This is a genomic window from Paraburkholderia sp. BCC1885 (genome assembly GCF_900996235.1).
Classification (GTDB): Bacteria; Pseudomonadota; Gammaproteobacteria; order Burkholderiales; family Burkholderiaceae; genus Paraburkholderia.
This window is the reverse complement of sequence record NZ_CAAJGM010000211.1, coordinates 14,696-39,331: the sequence shown is the minus strand read 5'-3', so window position 1 is coordinate 39,331 and position 24,636 is coordinate 14,696. Positions and strand designations below refer to the sequence as shown.

At 63.5% G+C, this 24,636-nt stretch carries 14 protein-coding genes and 1 pseudogene; 10 read left to right on the top strand and 5 right to left on the bottom strand.

The annotated features are described in order from the left end of the window. Window positions 1-40: 40 nt before the first annotated feature. The 5 genes and pseudogenes from atpA (at window position 41) to FQ755_RS22975 (ending at window position 6,691) form a co-directional block, all read left to right on the top strand. Window positions 41-1,582, top strand: coding sequence for a F0F1 ATP synthase subunit alpha (gene atpA / locus FQ755_RS22995; protein WP_144157320.1), 1,542 nt, complete (start codon window positions 41-43; stop codon window positions 1,580-1,582). Window positions 1,583-1,818: 236 nt separating this feature from the next. Further along, the gene (gene atpG / locus FQ755_RS22990) at window positions 1,819-2,703 is read left to right on the top strand and encodes a F0F1 ATP synthase subunit gamma (protein WP_144157319.1); all 885 of its coding nucleotides are present in this window, start codon (window positions 1,819-1,821) and stop codon (window positions 2,701-2,703) included. A gap of 85 nt (window positions 2,704-2,788) precedes the next feature. Next, entirely contained in the window at window positions 2,789-4,183 is a 1,395-nt protein-coding gene (gene atpD, locus FQ755_RS22985) for a F0F1 ATP synthase subunit beta (protein WP_144157318.1), read from the top strand. 87 nt (window positions 4,184-4,270) lie between these two features. Continuing rightward, window positions 4,271-4,696 (top strand): F0F1 ATP synthase subunit epsilon, encoded by a 426-nt coding sequence (locus tag FQ755_RS22980; protein WP_144143810.1) that lies wholly within the window; start codon window positions 4,271-4,273, stop codon window positions 4,694-4,696. 265 nt (window positions 4,697-4,961) lie between these two features. After that, window positions 4,962-6,691: pseudogene (locus FQ755_RS22975) on the top strand (AMP-binding protein). An 818-nt stretch (window positions 6,692-7,509) separates the two neighbouring features. On the opposite strand, the gene FQ755_RS22970 reads toward FQ755_RS22975, so the two are convergent. Next, the gene (locus tag FQ755_RS22970; RefSeq protein ID WP_144157317.1) at window positions 7,510-8,331 is read right to left on the bottom strand and encodes a transporter substrate-binding domain-containing protein; all 822 of its coding nucleotides are present in this window, start codon (window positions 8,329-8,331) and stop codon (window positions 7,510-7,512) included. A 190-nt stretch (window positions 8,332-8,521) separates the two neighbouring features. Here FQ755_RS22970 and hemE point away from each other — a divergent pair, with 190 nt between their 5' ends. The 3 genes from hemE (at window position 8,522) to FQ755_RS22955 (ending at window position 14,008) form a co-directional block, all read left to right on the top strand. Then, window positions 8,522-9,634 carry a uroporphyrinogen decarboxylase gene (gene hemE, locus FQ755_RS22965; protein WP_144157316.1) on the top strand — a complete coding sequence of 371 codons (1,113 nt, stop codon included), beginning with the start codon at window positions 8,522-8,524 and terminating at the stop codon, window positions 9,632-9,634. A 456-nt stretch (window positions 9,635-10,090) separates the two neighbouring features. After that, on the top strand, window positions 10,091-12,376 hold the full coding sequence (locus FQ755_RS22960; RefSeq protein WP_260858806.1) for a primosomal protein N': 2,286 nt from the start codon (window positions 10,091-10,093) through the stop codon (window positions 12,374-12,376). Window positions 12,377-12,568: 192 nt separating this feature from the next. After that, window positions 12,569-14,008 carry a YeiH family protein gene (locus tag FQ755_RS22955; protein ID WP_144157314.1) on the top strand — a complete coding sequence of 480 codons (1,440 nt, stop codon included), beginning with the start codon at window positions 12,569-12,571 and terminating at the stop codon, window positions 14,006-14,008. Between the two features lie 306 nt (window positions 14,009-14,314). On the opposite strand, the gene FQ755_RS37570 is transcribed toward FQ755_RS22955, so the two are convergent. Then, complete coding sequence (locus FQ755_RS37570) at window positions 14,315-14,467, bottom strand: hypothetical protein (RefSeq protein ID WP_186308630.1); 153 nt, start codon at window positions 14,465-14,467, stop codon at window positions 14,315-14,317. Between the two features lie 295 nt (window positions 14,468-14,762). On the opposite strand from FQ755_RS37570, the gene putA reads away from it, so the two are divergent. Both putA and FQ755_RS22940 read left to right on the top strand, forming a co-directional pair. Then, the gene (gene putA, locus FQ755_RS22945; protein ID WP_144157313.1) at window positions 14,763-18,713 is read left to right on the top strand and encodes a trifunctional transcriptional regulator/proline dehydrogenase/L-glutamate gamma-semialdehyde dehydrogenase; all 3,951 of its coding nucleotides are present in this window, start codon (window positions 14,763-14,765) and stop codon (window positions 18,711-18,713) included. Between the two features lie 88 nt (window positions 18,714-18,801). Then, window positions 18,802-19,950 (top strand): branched-chain amino acid ABC transporter substrate-binding protein, encoded by a 1,149-nt coding sequence (locus FQ755_RS22940; RefSeq protein ID WP_144157312.1) that lies wholly within the window; start codon window positions 18,802-18,804, stop codon window positions 19,948-19,950. Window positions 19,951-20,194: 244 nt separating this feature from the next. Here the strand turns inward: FQ755_RS22940 and FQ755_RS22935 are convergent, their stop codons facing one another. The 3 genes from FQ755_RS22935 to FQ755_RS22925 all read right to left on the bottom strand — a co-directional run bounded on the left by FQ755_RS22935 (window position 20,195) and on the right by FQ755_RS22925 (window position 24,543). Further along, entirely contained in the window at window positions 20,195-21,910 is a 1,716-nt protein-coding gene (locus FQ755_RS22935; RefSeq protein ID WP_144157311.1) for a thiamine pyrophosphate-binding protein, read from the bottom strand. A gap of 121 nt (window positions 21,911-22,031) precedes the next feature. After that, window positions 22,032-23,420 (bottom strand): L-serine ammonia-lyase, encoded by a 1,389-nt coding sequence (locus tag FQ755_RS22930; protein WP_144157310.1) that lies wholly within the window; start codon window positions 23,418-23,420, stop codon window positions 22,032-22,034. A gap of 28 nt (window positions 23,421-23,448) precedes the next feature. Next, the gene (locus FQ755_RS22925) at window positions 23,449-24,543 is read right to left on the bottom strand and encodes an alginate lyase family protein (protein WP_409937537.1); all 1,095 of its coding nucleotides are present in this window, start codon (window positions 24,541-24,543) and stop codon (window positions 23,449-23,451) included. Window positions 24,544-24,636 lie beyond the last annotated feature (93 nt).

The window sequence follows — 24,636 nt, the reverse complement described above, 5'->3', positions numbered from 1 at the left end:
GCGGCTGGCACGCAACAGAATTGACTATCAGGAGCGAATAATGCAACTCAATCCCTCTGAGATCAGCGAGCTGATCAAGAGCCGGATCCAGGGCCTTGAAGCGAGCGCAGACGTTCGCAACCAGGGCACCGTGATCTCCGTGACCGACGGTATCGTGCGTATTCACGGCCTGTCGGAAGTGATGCAGGGCGAAATGCTCGAATTCCCGGGCAACACCTTCGGTCTCGCGCTGAACCTCGAGCGCGACTCGGTCGGCGCCGTGATTCTGGGTGAATACGAACATATTTCGGAAGGCGACATCGTCAAGACGACGGGCCGCATTCTCGAAGTGCCGGTGGGTCCGGAACTGCTCGGCCGCGTGGTCGACGCACTCGGCAACCCGATCGACGGCAAGGGTCCGGTCAACGCCAAGCATACCGACGCCATCGAAAAGATCGCGCCGGGCGTGATCTGGCGTAAGGGCGTTTCGGAGCCGGTTCAAACGGGTCTGAAGTCCATCGACGCCATGGTGCCGGTTGGCCGTGGCCAGCGTGAGCTGATCATTGGCGACCGCCAGTGCGGCAAGACGGCTGTCGCTATCGACACGATCATCAACCAGAAGGGCAAGAACCTCTTCTGTATCTACGTCGCGATCGGCCAGAAGGCTTCGTCGATCATGAACGTGGTGCGCAAGCTCGAAGAAACCGGCGCGATGGAATACACCATCGTCGTCGCGGCTTCGGCTTCGGAATCGGCTGCGATGCAATACCTCGCACCGTATGCCGGCTGCTCGATGGGCGAATACTTCCGCGACCGCGGTCAGGACGCGCTGATCGTTTATGACGACTTGACCAAGCAAGCCTGGGCATACCGTCAGATCTCGCTGCTGCTGCGCCGCCCGCCGGGCCGCGAAGCGTATCCGGGCGACGTGTTCTATCTGCACTCGCGTCTGCTGGAACGTGCGGCGCGCGTCTCGGAAGAGTACGTCGAGAAGTTCACGAACGGCGAAGTGAAGGGCAAGAGCGGTTCGCTGACGGCGCTGCCGGTCATTGAAACGCAAGCCGGCGACGTGACCGCCTTCGTTCCGACGAACGTGATCTCGATTACCGACGGCCAGATCTTCCTGGAAACCGACCTTTTCAACGCAGGTATCCGCCCGGCAATCAACGCTGGCGTGTCGGTGTCGCGCGTGGGCGGTGCGGCTCAGACGAAGGTTGTGAAGAAGCTGTCGGGCGGTATTCGTACCGACCTCGCGCAGTATCGTGAGCTGGCTGCGTTCGCGCAGTTCGCCTCGGACCTCGACGAAGCCACCCGCAAGCAACTGGAACGCGGCCGCCGCGTCACGGAACTGCTCAAGCAGCCGCAGTATCAGCCGCTGCAGGTGTGGGAACTGGCGGTGGCGCTGTTCGCTGCGAACAATGGTTACCTCGACGATCTGGAAGTTGCGCAAGTGCTGCCGTTCGAAAAGGGCCTGCGCGATTATCTGAAGTCGAAACAGGCTGACCTGATCAAGCGCATCGAAGACACCAAGGAACTCTCGAAGGACGACGAAGGCGCGCTGCATGCCGCTCTCAAAGACTTCAAGAAGTCCGGCGCTTTTTGATCCGCGAGTGACCCGCAAGGCATAAACGGACCTTGAAGCGGCGCGGGCCGCATGTGAATGCCCCCGCGCCGCTTCGATCGCTTTGCATGGCACCCGAGTCAGCGCTAAAGCGGTAACTCGGACCGACGCTTTGCATGGGGCCCGAGTAACCGCTAAAGCGCTAACTCGGGCCGACGCTTTGCATGGGACCCGAGTAACCGCTAAAGCGCTAACTCGGGCCGACAAAGGAGCAAGCAATGGCTGGAATGAAGGAAATTCGCGGCAAGATCAAGAGCGTGCAAAACACGCGCAAGATCACGAAAGCGATGGAGATGGTGGCCGCATCGAAGATGCGCCGCGCTCAGGAGCGCATGCGCGCTGCTCGCCCCTACGCCGACAAGGTCCGCGACATCGCTGCGCACATGAGCCGTTCGACCCCCGAGTATCGTCACCCGTTCATGGTGTCGAACGACGGCGCGAAGATGGCCGGCATGATCCTCGTCACGACTGACAAGGGTTTGTGCGGCGGCATGAATACGAACGTGCTGCGTGCGGCGCTGCAGAAGTTCAAGGAACTGGAAGGCCAGGGCAAGACGGTCGAAGCAACGGCGATCGGCGGCAAGGGTCTCGGTTTTCTGAATCGACTGCGCGCGAAAGTTGCGTCGAATGTCGTGCATCTGGGCGACACGCCGCATCTGGAGAAGTTGATCGGCGCGGTGAAAGTGCAGCTCGACATGTACTCGGAAGGCAAGATTTCCGCGGTGTACCTGGCGTACACGCGCTTCGTCAATACGATGAAGCAGGAAGCGGTGATCGAGCAACTGCTGCCGCTGTCGGCAGACCAGTTCGAGCGCGAGGAAGACGACGGCACGATCCCGGGCACGTCGTGGGACTACATCTACGAGCCGGACGCACAGGCGGTGGTGGACGAGTTGCTCGTGCGTTATGTCGAAGCGCTGGTTTATCAGGCCGTCGCGGAAAACATGGCGTCGGAGCAGTCGGCACGGATGGTCGCGATGAAGGCCGCTTCGGACAATGCGAAGACGGTCATCAACGAACTGCAGCTCGTGTACAACAAGAGCCGCCAGGCCGCGATCACGAAAGAACTGTCGGAAATCGTCGGTGGCGCTGCGGCGGTCTGACCATCACGGTCAGCGCGCCTTAGGGCAAGCGCTACGAAACTGCGCCTTTGCGCGAGTGAAGAATTGAGTATCTAAAGGAAAAGCGATGAGTACTACTGCTTTGGTAGAAGGCAAGATCGTACAGTGCATCGGCGCGGTGATCGACGTGGAATTCCCGCGTGAACACATGCCGAAGATTTACGACGCGCTCATTCTCGACGGTTCGGAACTGACCCTCGAAGTCCAGCAGCAGCTGGGCGACGGCGTCGTCCGTACCATCTGTCTGGGTGCATCGGACGGCCTGCGCCGTGGTACGACGGTGAAGAACACCGGCAAACCGATCAGCGTGCCGGTCGGCAAGCCGACTCTCGGCCGGATCATGGACGTGCTGGGCCGTCCAATCGACGAAGCCGGCCCGATTAACTCGGACGTGACGCGCGGCATTCACCAGAAGGCTCCGGCGTTCGAAGATCTGTCGCCGTCCACGGAACTGCTCGAAACGGGTATCAAGGTGATCGACCTGATCTGCCCGTTCGCCAAGGGCGGCAAGGTGGGTCTGTTCGGTGGCGCCGGTGTGGGCAAGACCGTGAACATGATGGAACTGATCAACAACATCGCCAAGGAACACGGTGGTTACTCCGTGTTCGCCGGTGTTGGCGAGCGTACCCGCGAAGGGAACGACTTCTATCATGAAATGAAGGACTCGAACGTTCTCGATAAGGTCGCGCTGGTGTACGGCCAGATGAACGAGCCGCCGGGCAACCGTCTGCGCGTCGCGCTGACCGGTCTGACGATGGCTGAGCATTTCCGTGACGAAGGTCTGGATGTGCTGTTCTTCGTCGACAACATCTACCGTTTCACGCTGGCCGGTACTGAAGTGTCGGCACTGCTCGGCCGTATGCCGTCGGCAGTGGGCTATCAGCCTACTCTCGCTGAGGAAATGGGCAAGCTGCAAGAGCGTATTACGTCGACCAAGACTGGTTCGATCACGTCGGTGCAGGCCGTGTACGTCCCTGCGGATGACTTGACCGACCCGTCGCCGGCTACGACCTTCGGCCACCTGGACGCAACCGTCGTGTTGTCGCGTGACATCGCTTCGCTGGGTATCTACCCGGCCGTGGACCCGCTCGATTCGACCTCGCGTCAGATCGACCCGAACGTGATCGGCGAAGAGCACTACTCGATCACGCGCGGCGTGCAGCAAACGCTGCAGCGCTACAAGGAACTGCGCGACATTATCGCGATTCTGGGCATGGACGAACTGGCGCCGGAAGACAAGCTCGCCGTGGCGCGCGCGCGTAAGATCCAGCGTTTCCTGTCGCAGCCGTTCCACGTTGCTGAAGTGTTCACGGGCTCGCCGGGCAAGTACGTGCCGCTGAAGGAAACGATCCGCGGCTTCAAGATGATCGTGGGCGGTGAGTGCGATCATCTGCCGGAGCAGGCGTTCTACATGGTTGGCACGATCGACGAAGCCTTCGAAAAGGCCAAGAAGATCCAGTAATGGTCGGGTGTTGGCACCGAGGCGCGGTTTTCGCGGCAACGTAAGAATCGCGCCGAACGCATCACGCTCAACCAGGAAGGAGTCGATATGGCAACCATTAAAGTAGACGTCGTCAGCGCGGAAGAGCAGATCTTCTCGGGTCAGGCGAAATTCGTCGCGCTGCCGGGCGAAGCGGGCGAGCTCGGCATTCTGCCGGGCCACACGCCGCTCATCACGCGGATTCGTCCGGGCGCCGTGCGTATCGAAGCTGAAAACGGCGAAGAAGAGTTCGTGTTCGTCGCCGGTGGCATTCTCGAAATTCAGCCGGGCGCAGTGACGGTTCTGGCCGACACCGCAATCCGCGGCAAGGATCTCGACGAGGCCAAAGCCGAAGAAGCACGCAAGCGTGCGGAAGAAGCGCTGCAGAACACAGGCTCGAACCTCGAATACGCCACCGCTCAGGCGGAACTGGCCTATGCGACGGCTCAGCTCGCGGCAATCCAGCGTCTGCGCAAGCTGCGCGGTCAGAATTAAGCCAGGCAGCAGCGCAAGCAACAAGCAGTAAAGGAAAGGCAGCCCGATGGGCTGCTTTTTTTCGGCTTCGATTGACGATTACGGAAAGGGAAATCAGACCGCGCTTTGACCCGCCGCAGTGAAAATCGCGAGAGCCGCGCAAATCCATGCAAATGCATGCAGACGCGTGCGGGTAAGACTTGATGCCTTGTCGTGATCCGCCGGGGGACAATCGGTGGCGAATTCTGACCCATAGAGCAGAACATCCGTTCACGGAGACACGGCCATGACACCGCTAGCCGCAAACGATGACGCACTGATCGAACCGAAAGAAGGTCTTTCCTACGTGCGTGGCTCGAAAGCGATCCCGTTGAGCGACGCAACCGTCGGACAATTCCTGCTCGACACCGCTCGACGTTTCCCGAAACGCCCCGCCGTGGTGTTCCGCGAACAGGGCATTCGCTGGACGTGGCAGGTGTTCGTTCAGGAGGTCAACGTGCTCGCCGCCGGCTTGCTGGCGCTGGGTATCGGCAAGGGCGACCGGGTCGGCATCTGGTCGCCGAACCGGGTCGAGTGGCTGCTGACGCAGTTCGCGACCGCGCGCCTCGGCGCCGTGCTGGTCAACATCAACCCGGCTTACCGGCTGGCGGAGCTCGAGTACGCGCTGAACAAGGTCGGCTGCAAAGCCATCATCGCCGCGGAATGTTTCAAGTCGTCGAAGTATCTGGAAATGCTGCAGGAACTGGCGCCGGAGCTCGTCGGCGCAACGCCGGGTGATCTGCGTGCCGCGCGTCTGCCGGACTTGCGCGTCGTCATTCGCATGGGCCACGCCATGACGGCGGGCATGCTGAGTTTTTGCGACGTGATCGAGCAGGGCCGCGCGACGTTCGATCCGGCCACGCTCGACGCCATCGGCGTCACCCTTTCGGCCGACGACCCGATCAACATCCAGTTCACCAGCGGCACCACGGGCAATCCGAAGGGCGCCCGCTGACGCATCGCAACGTCGTCAACAACGCCCGCTATATCGCGATGGCGATGCGCCTCTCTGAAGAGGACGGTCTGTGCATTCCCGTCCCGCTTTATCACTGCTTCGGCATGGTGCTGGCGGTACTCGCCTGCGTCTCGGTCGGCGCGAACATGGTCTTCCCCGGCGAGGCGTTCGACCCCGCCGCCACGCTCGCCGCGGCGGCCGAAGAAAAATGCACGGCGTTGCACGGCGTTCCGACCATGTTCATCGCAGAACTCGATCATCCGGACTTCGCGCGTTTCGATCTGACGCGTTTGCGTACCGGCATCATGGCGGGCTCGCCATGCCCCATCGAGACCATGAAAAAAGTGGTCTCGAAGATGCACCTCGCCGAAATCACCATCGCCTATGGCATGACGGAGACAAGCCCGGTGTCCTTCCAGAGTTCGACCGCCGACCCGCTCGACAAGCGCACCTCGACGGTCGGGCGCGTCCAGCCGCATCTCGAAGTCAAAGTGATCGACGCGCTCGGCAATATCGTGCCGATCGGCGCGACCGGCGAGTTATGCACAAAGGGCTATTCGGTGATGCAGGGCTACTGGGGCGACGACGCCAGGACGCGCGAAAGCATCGTCGACGGCTGGATGCACACCGGCGACCTCGCGACCATCGACGCCGACGGTTACTGCAACATTGTCGGCCGCCTGAAGGACATGCTGATTCGCGGCGGCGAGAACATCTACCCGCGTGAGATCGAGGAGTTTCTGTTTCGTCATCCGAAGATCCAGAGCGTGCAGATATTCGGCGTGCCGGACCCGAAGTATGGCGAGGAAGTGTGTGCGTGGATCGTGCTGCGCGCCGGCGAGCAGGTAAGTGCCGAAGAAGTGCAGGAGTTCTGTCGCGGCCAGATTGCCCACTACAAAGTCCCGAAGTACATCCGCTTTGTCGACGAGTTGCCCATGACCGTTACGGGCAAGGTGCAGAAGTTCGTGATGCGCGAACGCATGGTTCAGGAGCTGAAGATAAGGGAAGACAAGACAGTCTGAAACGACTGCGGCGTCACGTAAGACTCACGTGACGCCGCAGTGTTGGGCCTGACAACCACCGTTTGCAAAGCCGAGTCGGGAAGCGACCCTTACGAGGCTCTTGTGCCAAGTTGAGGCAACGCGCAAACGTTTGGCTAGAGAAAAAAAAAGCGGGCCTGGAGCCCGCTAAAAACCACACGCTACGGGGTTAGCGCGAGGAGACCATTGGAGGAACCGAGTGGCCGACGCTTTAACGCGTTGACCACGGCGCCAACAGGGATGCCCCTTTACAGGGCTTCGGCATAATGCCGACCGGCAAGTGCATCGTATCCGCTCACACCACGCACCCAGCCACATCCGTGTTGAAACCGTTGAAGGGCATTGTGGGCGAATAAATCAGGCAGCGCGGTAACAAAGTGTTTCAGGTTGTAACGCCCGCCAGATAAGGCTCTGGAGGATATATTGCCATTGAAAGCTGTTTAAAACGTATTTTTTACCGATGCCTTACGCGATTATTAAACAGGCGCGATTGATGCTATTCGGAACGCATTAAACATCGCTTTTGATTTAGTTTTCACTGCATGAGCGTCAAATGCATGTCGGGCTATCGCCGGCCCGACACCGTCTGTCTGGGATGATGCGGTTCCAATAATCTGACGGATTGCGGGACGGATGGGTCTGCGAAACTGCCGAGCGTCTTCGATTCCTGACCGCGTTATCAGCCTGGATCGTCGGGCAGGCGGAAGCGCTGCCGCAGCTATTCTGTGTCGACTTCCGGCGGACCCGCAGTTACACAGTTTTGCGGATCGGTCGCGCGCCGCGTCGCAGCTTTCATTTCATTACTTCAACCACTTGTCGGAGATCGCCCGATACTCGCCTGTGGCTTGCGCCAGATGCAACCATTGATCCACGTATTGTTGAAACACCACATCGCCGCGCGGCAGCAGCCACGCCTTTTCCCCGTACTGGAACGGCTTGTCGGGATGCACCGAGCATAGGCCGGGATTGAGCTTCTGCTGCAACAGCGTCTCCGAGGCGTCCGTCACCATCACGTCCGCTTTGCCGGTGAGGATCTGTTTGAAGATGGCGACGTTATCCGGATACACGGTCAGCGTGGCGTGCGGCAAATACTGTCTGGCGAAGCGTTCGTTCGTGCCGCCCGGATTGACGATGACGCGAGTAGCAGGCCGGTCGATATCGGCCACGGTCTGGTATTTGTTCACCTCGTCGCAGCGCACGATAGGGGTTTTGCCGTCCACCGCATAAGGTTGCGTGAAAAACGCGCGCTTCTGCCGTTCCAGCGACGGTGACACGCCGCCCACGGCGACGTCGCATTTCGCCACGAAGTCGTTCAGCAGGTTCGACCACGACGTCTTCACATATTCGACCTTGACGCCAAGCGAGCGCGCGAGCGACTCGGTCATGTCGATGTCGATACCCTCGAACTGGCCGTCGCCCTTGTCGAACGAGTACGGCTTGTAGTCGCCGGTCGTGCAGGCGCGCAGGACGCCGCGCGCCAGAATTTCGTCGAGCCGCGAAGCGGGCGTGGCGGATGTCATGGCGCCGCCCGCCGTCGACGGCGCCGCTACGGTTTGCGCGTTTACCATGCCGGCTGCAGCAATCAGCAGCGCGCCGGCCAGAATCGATACCGCCTTGATCATTTGCTCTCCTCGAACGCCGTGGTTACCGGTCAGGCCGCCGATCATAGCCCGGCGCCGCGCGCCTGAACATTGGCCGAATGGCCGTTTGCGAGGGCCTTGGGCGCGTCGTTATCATCTGGATCAGCGAAGATGCAGGAATCGGACACGCGAGGTCCGGTAAAATGCCCCTTTGCCTTCGGTCGTAAGCAACGTGGCCCATAACCTTCTCAACGACACCTTTCTGCGCGCCCTGTTGCGCCAGCCGACCGACTACACGCCGATCTGGCTGATGCGTCAGGCGGGCCGCTATCTGCCTGAATACAACGCAACGCGCAGCCGCGCCGGCAGCTTCCTGGGCCTGGCGAAGAGTCCGGCCTACGCGACTGAAGTCACGCTGCAACCGCTCGACCGCTACCCGCTCGACGCCGCCATTCTGTTCTCCGACATCCTCACGGTGCCCGACGCCATGGGTCTCGGGCTGGAGTTCGTGGCCGGCGAGGGACCGAAGTTCGCCCACCCGGTACGCACCGAAGCGGACGTCGCGCGGCTCGCCGTGCCCGACATCGACGCCACGCTGCGCTACGTCACGGACGCGGTGAGCGAAATCCGCAAAGCATTGACCGACGGGCAAGGTCGTCAGCGCGTGCCGCTGATCGGGTTTTCGGGCAGTCCGTGGACGCTGGCCTGCTACATGGTCGAAGGCGCCGGCTCGTCGGATTACCGCACGGTCAAGTCCATGCTGTACGCCCGCCCGGATCTGATGCACCGCATTCTCGAGGTGAACGCGCAAAGCGTGGCCGCCTATCTCAACGCACAGATCGAAGCCGGCGCGCAAGCCGTGATGATCTTCGACAGTTGGGGTGGCGCACTCGCCGACGGCGTGTTCCAGCGCTTTTCGCTGCACTACATCGAGCAGGTCGTGAAGCAGCTCAAGCGCACGCACGACGGCGAAAAGGTGCCGGTGATCACCTTTACGAAGGGCGGCGGTTTGTGGCTGGAGGAAATCGCGGCCATCGGCGTGGACGCGGTGGGCCTCGACTGGACCGTGAATCTTGCCAAAGCGCGCGAGCGGGTGGGTGGCCAGGTGGCGCTACAGGGCAATATCGACCCGTCGGTGTTGTTCGCGCCGCCCTCGGCGATTCGCATCGAAGCGCGCGCGGTGCTCGACAGCTTCGGCAATCATCCGGGCCACGTCTTCAACCTGGGCCATGGCATCTCGCAGTTCACACCGCCGGAACACGTCGCCGAACTGGTGGACGAAGTGCATCGCCACAGCCGCGCCATTCGCGCTGCCGCAGCAGGCGGAACCACGCTCGGAACGTGACAAATTTGTTGCGCTGCGGCGAGCTGGGCTCTCGGGCTAAGGTAAAAATAGTGTTAATGGGGCCGTCAGATGGCGCTTCTGCCGTTGTCAAGACTTGACTTATGCACACTTATCACGCTGCGGCGCGGTAGAGCCTTTCGTCGCAGCATTGCCCTTGCAAGTTGCGTGCACATTTGATCAAGTCCTTGACTGGCAAGGGTTTGCACGGACCGCAAGGAAATGTGCGGAAACCCACACAAGGCCGCTACGGCGCGGTTTTCCGGCCTTCCGGGCGGAGTTCTCAACAAAGTTATCCACAGGGCACGCGGGTAAATAGCAATTGTTCAGTGGAATCCAAAACTTAGCGCGGAAAGTGAAGTTTTACTTTAACTTCGTCAGATGCGCCGCCGCTTCACGGCGGATCCCGCTCATCGCCGTGCTGCCGCTGCCGGTCCCGATCGCCATTACTACTCCAACTTGAACCACGTTTTCGTCCGCGTCGCGCTCGATCATCCGCTGCCGACCCTGTTCGACTATCGCTGCGACGCCGCCGTGCCGCCTCGGCCCGGCACGCTCGTGGGCGTGCCGTTCGGCAGACGTCAGGTGGTAGGGCTCGTGTGCGAAGTGACCACTCACAGCGACGTGCCGGCAGATAAGCTGCGGGCCGTGGACAGTATCTGCGAGGCTTGCCCGCCGTTGTCAGCCGAGTGGCTGGCGCTCGCCGCCTTCGCCGCGGACTATTATCAGCGCGGGCTGGGCGAAGTCGCACTGCCGGCCTTGCCGCAGGCATTGCGCGACACGTCGCGCTGGGCGCGTCTGCTGGCGCCCCAGGAGTGCTACCGCCTGCTGCCGGCCGGCGGGGCGGCGTTGCCCGACGCGTTGCCGGCGCGCGCCAGCGCGCTGCGGCGCCTGGCCGCGGCGCTGATCGAGGCGGAAGCATTGCTGGTGGCCGACGCCCGCGTGATCCATCCGAAAGCCGCCGCGACGCTCGACGCGTGGCAGGCCGAGGGCTGGGTGACGCGGGAAGTGACCGAAGCGGCCGCACTCGGCGTCGCACCGGCAAGCCTTGCGGACCACGCAGACCATGCGGATAACACCACCCCGCCGCGCCCCGCCGCGCCCATCTTGCCGACTCTCACCGACGAGCAGGCCGCCGCCGTCGAGTCGATCCGCGACGCCGACGGCTTCGCGCCCTTCCTGCTGCACGGCGTGACCGGCAGTGGCAAGACCGAGGTCTATCTGCGCGCGCTCGCCGCTATCCTCGCGACGCGGCCGGATGCCCAGGCGCTCGTGCTGGTCCCGGAAATCAATCTCACGCCGCAATTCGAGGCCGCGTTCCGCGCGCGTTTCGCGGCGCTCGACGCCACCTCGATCGTCACCTTGCACAGCGGTCTCGCGGAAGGCGAACGGGCGCGCAACTGGTTCGCGGCGCACAGCGGCCGCGCGCGGATCGTGCTCGGTACGCGGCTCGCGGTGCTGGCGTCGCTGCCGAAGCTCGCCATCATCGTGGTCGACGAGGAGCACGACCCCGCCTACAAGCAGCAGGAGGGCTTGCGTTACTCGGCGCGCGATCTCGCCATCTGGCGCGCCAAGCAACTGGGCCTGCCGGTGGTGCTCGGCTCCGCGACGCCTTCGCTGGAGAGCTGGTGGCAGGCCGACCAGGGGCGCTACACGCGGCTCACGCTGTCGCGCCGCGCGGTCGCCGAGGCGGTGTTGCCCACCGTCAGGCTGATCGATCTGGAAGAGGAGCGCCGCCGCGGCCGCGCTTCCGTGGACGGCCTATCAGGGCCGCTGATCGCGGCGCTGAAGACACGGCTGGAGAAGGGCGAGCAAAGCCTCGTGTTTCTCAACCGGCGTGGCTACGCGCCGCAACTCGCCTGCGACGCATGCGGCTGGGTGGCCGGCTGCCCGCGTTGCAGCGCCTATGTCGTGCTGCATAAGCCGGAGCGCGCCCTGCGTTGCCATCACTGCGGTTGGGAGGCGCGCATTCCGCGTTCATGTCCCGATTGCGGCAACGTGGATATCGCGCCGCTCGGGCGCGGCACGCAGCGCGTCGAAGAGACGCTGGCCACCGCCGTGCCGGGCGCGCGCGTGCTGCGCATCGACGCCGACAGCACACGGCGCAAAGGCAGCGCGCAGGCGTTGTTCTCCGACGTGCACGCAGGCGACGTCGACATCCTCGTGGGCACGCAGATGATCGCCAAGGGCCACGACTTTCAGCGCGTCTCGCTGGTGGGCGTGCTCAATGCTGACACGGCGCTGTTCTCGCACGACTTCCGCGCGAGCGAGCGCCTGTTCGCGCAGCTGATGCAGGTGAGCGGCCGCGCCGGCCGCGCCGGGCTGCCCGGCGAGGTGCTGGTGCAGACGCGCTATCCACGGCACGCGCTGTATCACGCGTTGGGACGGCACGACTACGTGGGCTTCGCCAATTCGACCCTCGCCGAGCGGCGCGACGCCCATCTGCCGCCCTTCGTCTATCAGGCTTTGCTGCGTGCCGAAGGGCGCACCCTCGATGCAGCGCTCGCCTTTCTGCAACAGGCCGCGGCGGCGCTCGCGGAGATGCCGTCCGCCGAGCGGGTCACTGTCTACGACGCCGTGCCGCTCACCATCGTCAAGGTGATGCATGTGCATCGGGCGCAACTGCTGATCGAAAGCGCCTCGCGTAGCGCACTGCAAGCCACGCTGCGGGCCTGGCAACCGGTCTTGCGGACCTTGAAGGGCGTGTTGCGCTGGAATCTGGAAGTCGATCCGCTCGACATTTAACGCCCGGCAAACGGCCGGTGTTGCTGCCGGTGCGAGCCGACCGGCGTGCAAATCCCTTTCAGTCATATTCATAGAGCGAAAGGTCGTTTCAGTTCTGAAAGCCGGTCATCTATATTTCGCCAAATCGGCGCAGTTTCAACAACAATCCCAACTTCACCCGCGCCGACGCACCTCAACTCTCGGGGCTTTGCGATGAGCGATACCAATCACAGCCTGCCGGCGGGCGCAGCACCGGCCAAATCCGATCCCAACCGCGACACCGCCACCCAGCGCGGCGGCGGCCTGTTCGCCACGGAAGACTGGTGGGCTGTCTGGATCGGCCTGCTGGTGATCGTCGTGGCGTGGGCGCTGTTCGCCTCGGGCAACAGCATCAAATGGCTGGCGGTCGCGCCGCTCAAGTGGACCGATCCGGCGGCGGCCGCTCAGGATCTGCTCAGACACGTGCCGAACTATGCCGCGCTGTTCGTGGTGTTTGCCGTGCTGTTCGGCGTCAGTCTGGCCGCCCTCAAACAGCGGCTCGCGCATTTTCTGCCGTCGTTCCTGATCCTGTTCGTCGCGTCGATTCTGATCTTCACGCTGGGCGCGTGGGCCAATGCGTCGAAGTACAACCTGGAGCCGCCGCTGGTTGCACTCGTGCTGGGTCTGGTGATCTCCAATGTGTTCGGCTTGCCGGAGTGGTTCTCGGCGGGCTTGCGGGTCGAGTTTTATATCAAGGTGGGGATTGTGCTGCTCGGCGCCACGCTGCCGCTCACCTTGCTCGTGTGGGCCGGCCCGGTGGCGGTCGCGCAGGCCAGCATCGTTTCGCTGGTGACGTTCTTCGTGATCTTCTTTGCCGCCAAGGCGTTCGGTCTCGACCGCCGCTTTGCCGCGGTGCTGGGCGTGGGCGGCGCGGTGTGCGGCGTCTCGGCGGCCATTGCCATTGCGGGCGCCGTGCGCGCCAAACGTGAGCAGGCTTCGGTGGCGATCACGCTGGTGATCCTGTGGGCTATCGTGATGATCTTCGTGTTGCCGTTTGCGTCGCGCTCGCTGGGGCTTTCGACGGCGGTCGGCGGCGCGTGGATCGGCACCTCGGAATTCGCCGATGCGGCCGGCATTGCCGCTGCTCAGGCCTATGGCGACCTGGCCAAACAGGCGGGCGGCGCGATTGCCGGTGCGCCGGAAGCCTCGGTGCAAGCCTTTACGCTGATGAAGGTGGTCGGCCGCGACATCTGGATCGGCATCTGGGCGTTCGTGCTGGCGTTCGTTGCGTCGACCCGCTGGGAGAGTCAGGAGAGCGGCATCAGGACGAAAGCCAATGCCGGCGAGATCTGGGGACGCTTTCCGAAATTCGTGATCGGCTTTGTGATTGCCTCGGCACTCGTGACGTGGATCGCGAGCCACTATTCGCTGACGGATTACCGCAAGGTGGTGACGCCGGAATTCGTCGCGCCGATCACCGCGCTGCGCACGTGGGCATTCATCTTCTGTTTTCTGAGCATCGGCTTGACGACGCGTTTGCGTCTGCTGAGCGCTACCGGCGTGAAACCGTTCCTCGCCTTCACGGCCGGCGTGGTCGTCAATATCGCCATCGGCTACGCGCTGTCCGCGCACGTGTTCGCGTCGTATTGGAATAGCTTGGGGCAGGGATCGTGACAGTCCCGGCGGAGCGCGCCGACGTGCCGAAGCAGGCGCTGCGCGCGTGCCGGCCCAGTTGCGCCGGTTGCCGGTACCGCGCCGATGATCGACAAACGCTTGAGCAGAGCATCCCGGGCCTCGTGGTATTCAGTTCAGGGTTCGGCTCAAGCGTGGCGGCAAGCCGCCTGTGCCGCCTGCACGACCAGCTCGTCTCACCGGATGACGCCTGCAGCCAGTTCGCGGCACGCGTTTAACGGGCGTGACGCCACCTGATCGCCGCGATGGCGCCTGGTGACACCGTGTGCCTTTTAACGGGCGCGCCGCCTAGTCCCTGACGGCGACGCCTTGCGCACCGCCCGGCGCCCGCTGTTCATCGGCGTTTGTGCGTGCAACCTGGCGCGTCGCGCCGCGGATGAACAGCACGGCGCACATCCCGCACATCGTCCAGATTCCTGCTGCTACCAGCCACTTTTCCATTTCGACACCTCGTCAGCCCCGTAACGTGCGCTTTTGCGCATCCATGCTCTATATAACGGCGCGCTTTGGGTTCTGATAAGGGTGTCCAAAAAAGAAATTCGCCAGGGAAAGTACTGATGCGACACGCATCCGCCCCGGCGCGCCGCGGCCGGCCGGAAACCCCGATCTGACAAGGCTTCGACGGCGGTGCAACCGTACAGTGAGGGTGGTTGCACCTTTTTATTGGGAAGCGTAGGATTCGGCCAACTTTTAGTCTTTGGCCGGCGCGGGTTGGCTGGCATATGAAGAAGGAAACATGGCTAGCACCACCCTTGGCGTCAAGGTAGACGACCTCCTGCGTTCCCGGCTGAAAGATGCCGCCACCCGTCTCGAACGCACGCCGCACTGGCTGATCAAGCAGGCGATCTTCGCGTATCTGGAACGGATCGAGCATGGTCAGTTGCCGGCGGAATTGTCCGGCGCGCACGGCTCGGCCGATCTGGCCGACGGCGCGAGCGTCGAATCCGAAGAGGACGGCGCCGCGCACCCGTTTCTGGATTTCGCGCAGAACGTGCAACCGCAATCGGTGTTGCGTGCGGCGATCACCGCGGCCTACCGCCGTCCCGAGCCGGAATGCCTGCCGTTTCTGCTCGGCCAGGCGCGTCTGCCGGCCAATCTCGCCAATGACGTCCAGACGCTCGCGAGCCGGCTGGTCGAAACGCTGCGCGGCAAGAGCAAGGGCGGCGGTGTCGAAGGCTTGATCCACGAGTTTGCGTTGTCGAGCCAGGAAGGCGTAGCGCTGATGTGCCTCGCCGAAGCACTGCTGCGGATTCCCGATCGCGCCACGCGCGACGCGCTGATCCGCGACAAGATCAGCAAGGGCGACTGGAAATCGCACGTCGGCCAGGCGCCGTCGCTGTTCGTCAACGCCGCCACGTGGGGCCTGATGATCACCGGCAAGCTAGTGACCACCAATAGCGAAACGGGTCTGTCGTCGGCGCTGACGCGGCTGATCGGCAAGGGCGGCGAGCCGCTCATCAGGAAGGGCGTCGATATGGCGATGCGCCTGATGGGCGAGCAGTTCGTCACTGGCGAGAACATCTCCGAGGCGCTCGCCAACAGCCGCAAGTTTGAAGCGCGCGGCTTCCGCTATTCCTACGACATGCTCGGCGAAGCGGCCACCACCGAAGCCGACGCGCAGCGCTACTACGCCTCCTACGAGCAGGCGATCCACGCGATCGGCAAGGCGGCCGGCGGGCGTGGCATCTACGAAGGGCCGGGCATTTCGATCAAGCTCTCGGCGCTGCACCCGCGCTATTCGCGTTCGCAGCAGGAACGCACGATGAGCGAATTGCTGCCGCGCGTGCGTTCGCTCGCGATCCTCGCGCGCCGCTACGACATTGGCCTGAACATCGACGCGGAAGAGGCCGACCGACTCGAAATCTCGCTGGATCTGCTCGAGGCGTTGTGCTTCGATCAGGAACTGGCGGGCTGGAACGGCATCGGTTTCGTGGTGCAGGCGTATCAAAAGCGCTGCCCGTTCGTGATCGACTACATCGTCGATCTGGCGCGCCGCAGCCGTCACCGCATCATGGTGCGCCTCGTGAAGGGCGCCTACTGGGACAGCGAAATCAAGCGCGCCCAGGTGGACGGCCTCGAAGGCTATCCGGTCTATACGCGCAAGATCTACACCGACGTCTCGTACCTCGCCTGCGCGAAAAAGTTGCTGGGCGCGCCGGATGCCGTCTATCCGCAATTCGCCACGCACAACGCGCACACGCTTTCGGCTATCTATCACCTCGCGGGGCAGAACTATTATCCCGGCCAGTACGAGTTCCAGTGCCTGCATGGCATGGGCGAGCCGCTGTACGAAGAAGTCACCGGCCCGCTGTCGGCTGGAAAGCTGAACCGGCCGTGCCGCGTGTACGCGCCGGTCGGCACGCACGAAACGCTGCTGGCGTATCTGGTGCGGCGTCTGCTGGAAAACGGCGCGAACACGTCGTTCGTGAACCGTATCGCGGACGAAAACGTCGCCATCAAGGATCTGGTGGCCGATCCGGTCGAGGAAGCGTCGAAGCTGGTGCCGCTCGGCGCGCCGCACGCGAAGATTCCGCTTCCGCGCAATCTGTATGGGGCGGAGCGCGTCAATTCGATGGGGCTGGATCTGTCGAACGAACATCGTCTGGCGTCCTTATCTTCGGCGCTGCTGGCGAGCGCGCATCATCCGTGGCGTGCGGCGCCGATGCTCGAAGACAACGAGATCGCCGTCGGCGCCTCGCGTGACGTGCGCAATCCGGCCGATCACCGGGACCTCGTCGGCACGGTTGTCGAAGCCACGGCGGAACATGTGAGCGCGGCGCTGTCGCATGCCGTGGCCGCCGCGCCGATCTGGCAGGCGACGCCGGTCGAAGCCCGCGCCGATTGCCTCGCGCGCGCGGCCGACCTGCTCGAAGCGCAGATGCATACGCTGATGGGCCTCGTGGTGCGCGAAGCGGGCAAATCGTTGCCGAACGCAGTGGCGGAAATCCGCGAGGCGATCGACTTCCTGCGTTACTACTCGGCGCAGATCCGCACTGAGTTTTCCAACGACACGCATCGCCCGCTCGGCCCGGTCGTCTGTATCAGCCCGTGGAATTTCCCGCTGGCGATTTTCATGGGCCAGGTCGCGGCAGCACTCGCGGCCGGCAACACGGTGCTGGCGAAGCCGGCCGAACAGACGCCGCTGATCGCGGCGCAAGCCGTGCGGATCCTGCGCGAAGCCGGCGTGCCGGCGGGCGCGGTGCAACTGCTGCCGGGCGACGGCGAAACGGTCGGCGCGGCGCTGGTCGCCGACGCCCGCACTCGCGCGGTGATGTTCACCGGTTCGACGGAAGTGGCGCGCCTGATCAACAAGACGCTTTCGAGCCGTCTGGACGCGGACGGCAAGCCGATTCCGCTGATCGCCGAAACCGGCGGCCAGAACGCGATGATCGTCGATTCGTCGGCGCTCGCCGAACAGGTGGTGGCGGACGTGCTGAACTCGGCGTTCGATTCGGCCGGTCAACGCTGCTCCGCGCTGCGCGTGCTGTGTCTGCAGGACGACGTCGCGGATCGCACGCTGGAAATGCTGACCGGCGCGATGCGCGAGCTGGCGGTGGGCAACCCCGATCGTCTGTCGATCGACGTGGGTCCGGTGATCGACGTGGAAGCGAAGCGCGGCATCGACGCACACGTTGCGGCGATGCGCGAAAAAGGCCGCAAGGTCGTGCAACTGTCGATGCCGGAAGGCGGTGCGCAAGGCACCTTCGTGCCGCCGACGCTGATCGAACTCGACAGCATCGACGAACTGAAGCGCGAGGTGTTCGGCCCGGTGCTGCACGTGGTGCGTTATCGCCGCAGCGCGCTCGACAAGCTGCTGGAGCAGATCCGCGCAACCGGTTACGGCCTGACGCTCGGCATCCATACGCGTATCGACGAGACCATTGCGCACGTAATCAGCCGCGCGCACGTCGGCAACATCTACGTGAACCGCAATGTGGTGGGCGCGGTCGTTGGCGTGCAGCCGTTCGGCGGCGAAGGCTTGTCGGGTACGGGTCCGAAGGCCGGCGGCGCGCTGTATCTGCAACGCCTGCTGGCCACGCGTCCGGCCGGTCTGCCGAAAACGCTGGCGCAGGCGCTGGTGTCGGATGCACCGCAAGCGGGCGCAAACGGTGATAATCGCGGCGATAATCCGTCCGCAGCCCTCACGATTTTGCGCGACTGGCTGATCGGCGAGGGCCAGGCGTCGCTGGCGGCACGTTGCGACGGCTATCTGTCGCAAGGACTGGCCGGCGCGACCGCCGTGCTGCCCGGCCCGACCGGCGAACGCAACACCTACACGCTCGGCGCGCGCGGCACGGTGCTGTGCGTGGCGTCGACGGCAAGCGGCGCGCGCGTGCAATTTGCCGCGGCGCTGGCCACCGGCAATCGCGCGCTGTTCGAAGGTGCGGCGGGCGAGCAACTGGTGTCGGCGCTGCCGGCCGCGCTCAAGCCGTATGCGAGCGTGAAGAAGGGCGCGGATCCGGCCTTCGACGCCGTGCTGTTCGAAGGCGATAGCGACGAACTGCTGGCGCTGGTGAAGGAAGTCGCCAAGCGCAACGGTCCGATCGTCTCCGTGCAGGGCGTGGCGGCGCGCGCGCTGGAAAGCGGTGACGAGGACTACGCGCTGGAACGTCTGCTGACGGAGCGGTCGGTCAGCGTGAACACGGCGGCAGCGGGCGGCAATGCGAATTTGATGACGATCGGTTGAGCGAGCCTTTAACGGTCGATTCAATAAAACGGAAGCGGTACGGGGAGCCGGAAACCGCTCCACTCACATCTGGTATCAAGGAGAAGCTATGCAACACAAGATGAAACAGCTGGCAGGCGCGACGCTCGTCGCTGCGATGTCGCTGGCGGGGACGGCAAACGCACAGCAGGTCGAAGACGTGAAGGTGGGTTTTGCCGGCCCGATGACCGGCGCGCAAGCTCACTACGGCAAGGACTTCCAGAACGGCATCACGCTGGCAGTGGAAGAGATGAACGCCAGCAAGCCGGTGATCGGCGGCAAGCAAGTGCACTTCGTGCTGGACTCGGCGGACGACCAGGCTGACCCGCGCACCGGTACGACCGTCGCGCAGAAGCTGGTGGACGACGGCATCAAGGGCATGCTCGGCCACTTCAACTCGGGCACGACGATTCCGGCTTCGCGTATCTACGCGAATGCGGGCATTCCCGAAATCGCCATGGCGACGGCGCCGGAATACACGCAACAGGGCTTCAAGACCACGTTCCGCATGATGACGTCGGACACGCAACAAGGTTCGGTCGCGGGTACGTTCGCGGTGAAGACCCTGGGCATGAAGAAGATTGCGATTGTCGACGACCGCACGGCTTATGGCCAGGGTCTGGCGGATCAGTTCGAGAAAGCCGCCAAGGCATCGGGCGCGACGATCGTCGATCGCGAGTTCACTAACGACAAGGCGGTCGACTTCAAGTCGATTCTCACCAAGCTCAAGTCGGTGAATCCTGACCTGATCTATTACGGCGGCGCCGATTCGCAAGCTGCGCCGATGGTCAAGCAAATGAAGACGCTGGGCGTCAAGGCTCCGCTGATGGGCGGCGAAATGGTGCACACGCCGACCTTCCTGTCACTGGCCGGCGATGCGGCGAATGGCACGGTGGCTTCGCTGGCGGGTCTGCCGCTGGATCAGATGCCTGGCGGTGCTGACTATATTGCCAAGTACAAGAAGCGCTTTAACGAAGATGTGCAGACGTACTCGCCGTATGCCTACGACGGCGCAATGGCGATGTTCGATGCCATGAAAAAGGCTAACTCCACGGATCCGGCCAAGTATCTGCCGCTGCTCGCCAAGACGGATATTCCGGCTGTGACGACGACTCATCTCGAGTACGACGACCACGGTGATCTCAAGAATGGTGGGATCACGCTGTATAAGGTTGTTGATGGGAAGTGGACTACGTTGCAGAGCGTGGGTGGGAAGTAACGGTTTTTTGCCTGGCGGCGCTTGAGGCTAGTGGGCTGTTTTTAGCTGCTCTTCAAGCGCTTGCTGTTTGGCCTGGCTGTATTGCCCCGCGAGTTTTCTGACTCGTGGGGCTTTTGTTTTTTGGGGCTCTGGCATTTCTTTGCTGCCTTGGTGGTCTGCCGGCGATGCCCCTGCCCCTGTAAGTGTCCAGCACTTGTCTGAAAGCGGTGTGATCCGGGACGAGAAAGACCTCGTGGAAGCGAGCCTACTTCCCCTCACCCCTCAGCTTGCGCCCCTGTTCCCGAATCTGCTCCAGAGTCGCGCCCGGCGTGCTCGCTTCCTGCGGCATACGAATTTCGATCACCGCAGCACGCTTCGCCGCCAGCGAACGTTGGAGCGCCGGCAGAAAATCGTCGGTACGTTCCACCGTCTCACCATGCGCGCCGAACGATCGCGCGAACGCCGCGAAGTCCGGGTTCGTGAGGCCGGTGCCGTGCACCCGGTTCGGATAATGCCGCTCCTGATGCATGCGGATCGTGCCGAAGTGGCCGTTGTTCACCACGATAAAGATCACGTGCAGGTCGTACTGCATCGCCGTCGCCAACTCTTGCGCGGACATCATGAAGCAGCCGTCGCCGGCCAGCGCCACTACCGTGCGCTGCGGGTAGAGCGACTTCGCCGCGATCGCCGCCGGCACGCCGTAGCCCATCGCGCCGCTGGTCGGCGCAAGCTGGGAGCGGAAATGCCGATACGAGAAATGTCGATGCAACCACGTCGCATAATTGCCCGCGCCGTTCGTCACGATGGCGTCTTCCGGCAAATGCGCGCGTAGTTGCTGGATCACTTCGCCCATCTGCACGTCGCCTGGAATCGGCCGCGGTGTGCGCCAGTCGAGATAGGCGCGGTGTGCTTCCTCGGCGCTGCCTGCCCACGGCAGTGTTTCGGCAGAAGCGGGTCGCAGTTCCGCGAGCAGTGAGGCGAGCTCGGGCATCCCCGAGACGATCGGCAAGTCGGCCGAATACACGCGTCCCAGTTCCTCCGAACCCTGGTGTATGTGCACCAGCGTCTGCGTCGTCTTCGGGATGTCCAGCAATGTGTAGCCGCCGGTCGTCGATTCCCCGAGTCGCGGGCCAAAGGCGAGCAGCAGGTCCGCCTCGCGGATACGTTTTGCCAACGCGGGATTGATGCCGAGGCCCACGTCGCCGGCGTAATTCGGATGCTCGTTATCGAGGGTGTCCTGGAAGCGGAATGCGAGGCCGATCGGCAACTGCCAGTTCTCGACGAAACGCCGCAGGTCCGCACACGCTTCTGCCGTCCAGCCGCTGCCGCCGGCGATAACCATCGGCCGTTGGGCGCCTTCGAGCAATTGACGCAACCGCGCCATCTGCGCCGCGGACGGCGACGCCGCCACGCGGTGGTATGCCGGCGCACCCGGCACGACGGAGCAAGCGTCGCTCAACACGTCTTCCGGCAACGACAGCACGACCGGACCCGGCCGTCCCGAGGTCGCGGTATGGAACGCGTGACTCAGATACTCCGGAATGCGCCGAGGGTCGTCAATCTGCGCGACCCACTTGGCCATCTGGCCGAACATGCGTCGATAATCGATTTCCTGGAAGGCTTCGCGGTCCAGATGTTCGCGCGCGCATTGGCCGATCAGCAGGATCATCGGCGTCGAATCCTGGAAAGCGGTGTGCACGCCAATCGAGGCGTGCGTCGCGCCCGGTCCGCGCGTGACGAGCGCGACGCCGGGCCGGCCGGTCAGCTTGCCGATCGCTTCGGCCATATTCGCCGCTGCGGCTTCATGCCGGCAGACGACGGTCTGGATGCGCTCGGTCTCGTCGTGCAGCGAGTCGAGGACGGCAAGAAAACTCTCGCCTGGGACACAGAAAACACGTTCGACACCGTGCGTCAGCAGGGCATCGACTACAAGGCGCGCACCGGTGGTGGTGGCGGAAGCGGGATTGTTCTGCAACGGCATTGCGATGGGGCCTCCAGGCGGGTCGGTCGGCGGGTCGACCACGAGCGGGCCGACGGGCTTCGACAGCTTACGCCGACTCGGCAGCCGGTGTCACGCGCATGGGTAGCGCCGCCGCGCGACCTCAACACTCGACGATATTCACCGCCAGACCGCCGCGCGAGGTTTCCTTGTACTTGGTCTTCATATCCGCGCCGGTTTCGCGCATCGTCTTGATGACGGAGTCCAGCGAAACATAGTGGCTGCCGTCGCCCCGCAACGCCATGCGGGCCGCATTGACCGCCTTCACCGAGGCCATCGCGTTACGTTCGATGCACGGAATCTGCACCATCCCGCCCACCGGATCGCAGGTGAGTCCGAGGTTATGTTCCATGCCGATTTCCGCGGCATTTTCGACCTGTCCGGGTGTGCCGCCCATCACTGCGGCCAATGCGCCAGCGGCCATCGAGCAGGCCACGCCCACTTCGCCCTGGCAGCCGACTTCCGCGCCCGAAATCGACGCATTCAGCTTGTACAGAATGCCGATCGCCGCCGCCGTCATCAGGAAGTCGATCACGCCCTGCTGGTTCGAACCCGGCATGAACCGCGTGTAGTAATGCAGCACGGCCGGGATGATGCCGGCCGCGCCGTTGGTCGGCGCCGTGACCACGCGGCCGCCGGCCGCATTTTCTTCATTGACGGCAATCGCGTACAGATTGATCCAGTCGATCATCGACAACGGATCGCGCAGCGCCAGCTCCGGATTGCCGGACAACGAGCGATACAACTGCGGCGCGCGCCGTTTCACCTGGAAGGGCCCAGGCAGATTGCCGTCCGCGTCGGGATTGCCGATGCCGCAACCGCGCGCGACGCACGACTGCATCACGTCCCAGATCTTCAGCAGGCCGGTACGCGTTTCCTCTTCGGTATGCCAGACGCGCTCGTTGTCCCACATCAGTTGCGCGATGCTCTTGCCGGTGGCCTGGCACAGCGCGAGCAGTTCGTTGCCGCTGCGAAACGGGTGCGGCAACTGGTCGACGGCGCTCAGCACCTTGGTATTCGGCGCGCCGGCCGTGACGACAAAGCCGCCGCCCACCGATAGATACGTCGATTCCCGCAGCGTCCCGCCTTGTGCATCGAATGCACGCAGTTTCAGGCCGTTCGGATGCTCGGTGAGCGCCTGACGGTAAAACGAAATGTGGTCCTTCTGCACGAACGGCACCGGATGCGTGCCCAGCAGCGGCAGCGAGCGCGAGACGCGCACCGCTTCCAGGCGCTGCGCGATCGTATCCGGATCGACGGTGTCCGGCGCGTCGCCCATCAGGCCGAGCATGACGCCGCGATCGGTGCCGTGGCCTTTGCCGGTGGCGCCGAGCGAGCCGTACAGATCGACCTTCACCGAAGCCGTGGCCGCCAGCAGCGCGTCACGTTCGAGCCCCTGGACGAACATCAGCGCCGCACGCATCGGCCCCACCGTATGGGAACTGGATGGCCCGATGCCGATTTTGAAGAGGTCGAAAACGCTGACTGCCATTACTGCTCCTGCAAGAGAAAAATTCGAATTACCGCGCCGGCAGCGGCAGGCACACGGCCAGCCATGCGGGCGGGTTGGGTGCCAGATGCAGCGCGATCGGCGCATAGCGGCCATCGAGCCGCGCCGCCAGGTGAAACAGTTCTGCCGCGTTCTTCGGATCCCATTCGCCCGAATAGCCGGGCAAGCCGGCTTCGCGACGTTTGGCGTCGAACGGGACATCCGAATGCACGAATTCTTCGTGCGTCTTCGTGCCCAACGCGTAGGGCGTCAGCCAGCTGAGCGCGGCGGCCAGCGTCGCATCGTTGCTGGCTTTCTCCGGCAACCAGTTACGGTTGTGGCGGCGCGCGGCCAGCGCGGCGGTCACGAGCGGCTGCAGATCGTAGGTGACGTAATGCAGCGCATCGCGTTCCTTGAAATCGATCGTCGAACCGTCGGGCTCGATGTTGTCGCCAATGTGCTCCACGAACAGCCGCTGCGCCGCGTTGATCATCTTGCGGTTGTCGAGCGTGAACGCCGCCATGGCAATCAGCTTGATGCGGTGACTCTGCCAGTTGTTGCGGAACGTGCCGGTGAGCGGGCGCGGTTGCGCGTCGATCTGCGCGATGTAGCCGTTGCCGAATTTCGTCAGGAACGTCATGGCCGCGTTGCGGGTCTTCACCGGCAGCGCGCTCGCGGTCATGTCGTAGGCGAGGATCAGGCCCTCGAACCGGGTTTCGTCGATCGGATTGAAACTCGGTTCGTAGGTGGTGACCCAGGCGTATAGCAGACGGTCGACCAGCTTCAGATAACGGTCGTCGCTGGTGGCGCGCCAGGCGAGCGCGGCGTCGCGCAGCAGGTCGAGATCCTTCTCCGCCTCGACGCTTTGATCGTAGATGCCTTCGTGCGGCAGCGTGCCCTCGGTGTGCAGCTTCGACACCGCGTGGGGCGGGTCGTTCAGATGTCCTTGCACGTTGCCGACGAGCGCCTTGACGCCGGGATCGGCATTGGTGCGTTCACTGGTCTGCAGCGCGGGCGCTGCACAAAAATTCATCGCTGCGCGGGCTTGCCGCGCCGGCAGCATGGCGGCCGCGCCGCATACCAGCAGCAGGGCCAGCGAGGTCCCCCCTGCCTGCCACGACGGCATGCGTCCTGGATGGTTCCGGCCTTGCATCACTAGCACCTTTCGCACCATGCAAAACTCCTTCGTTGGGCTGATTCGGTGTGTGATGTTAGCTGT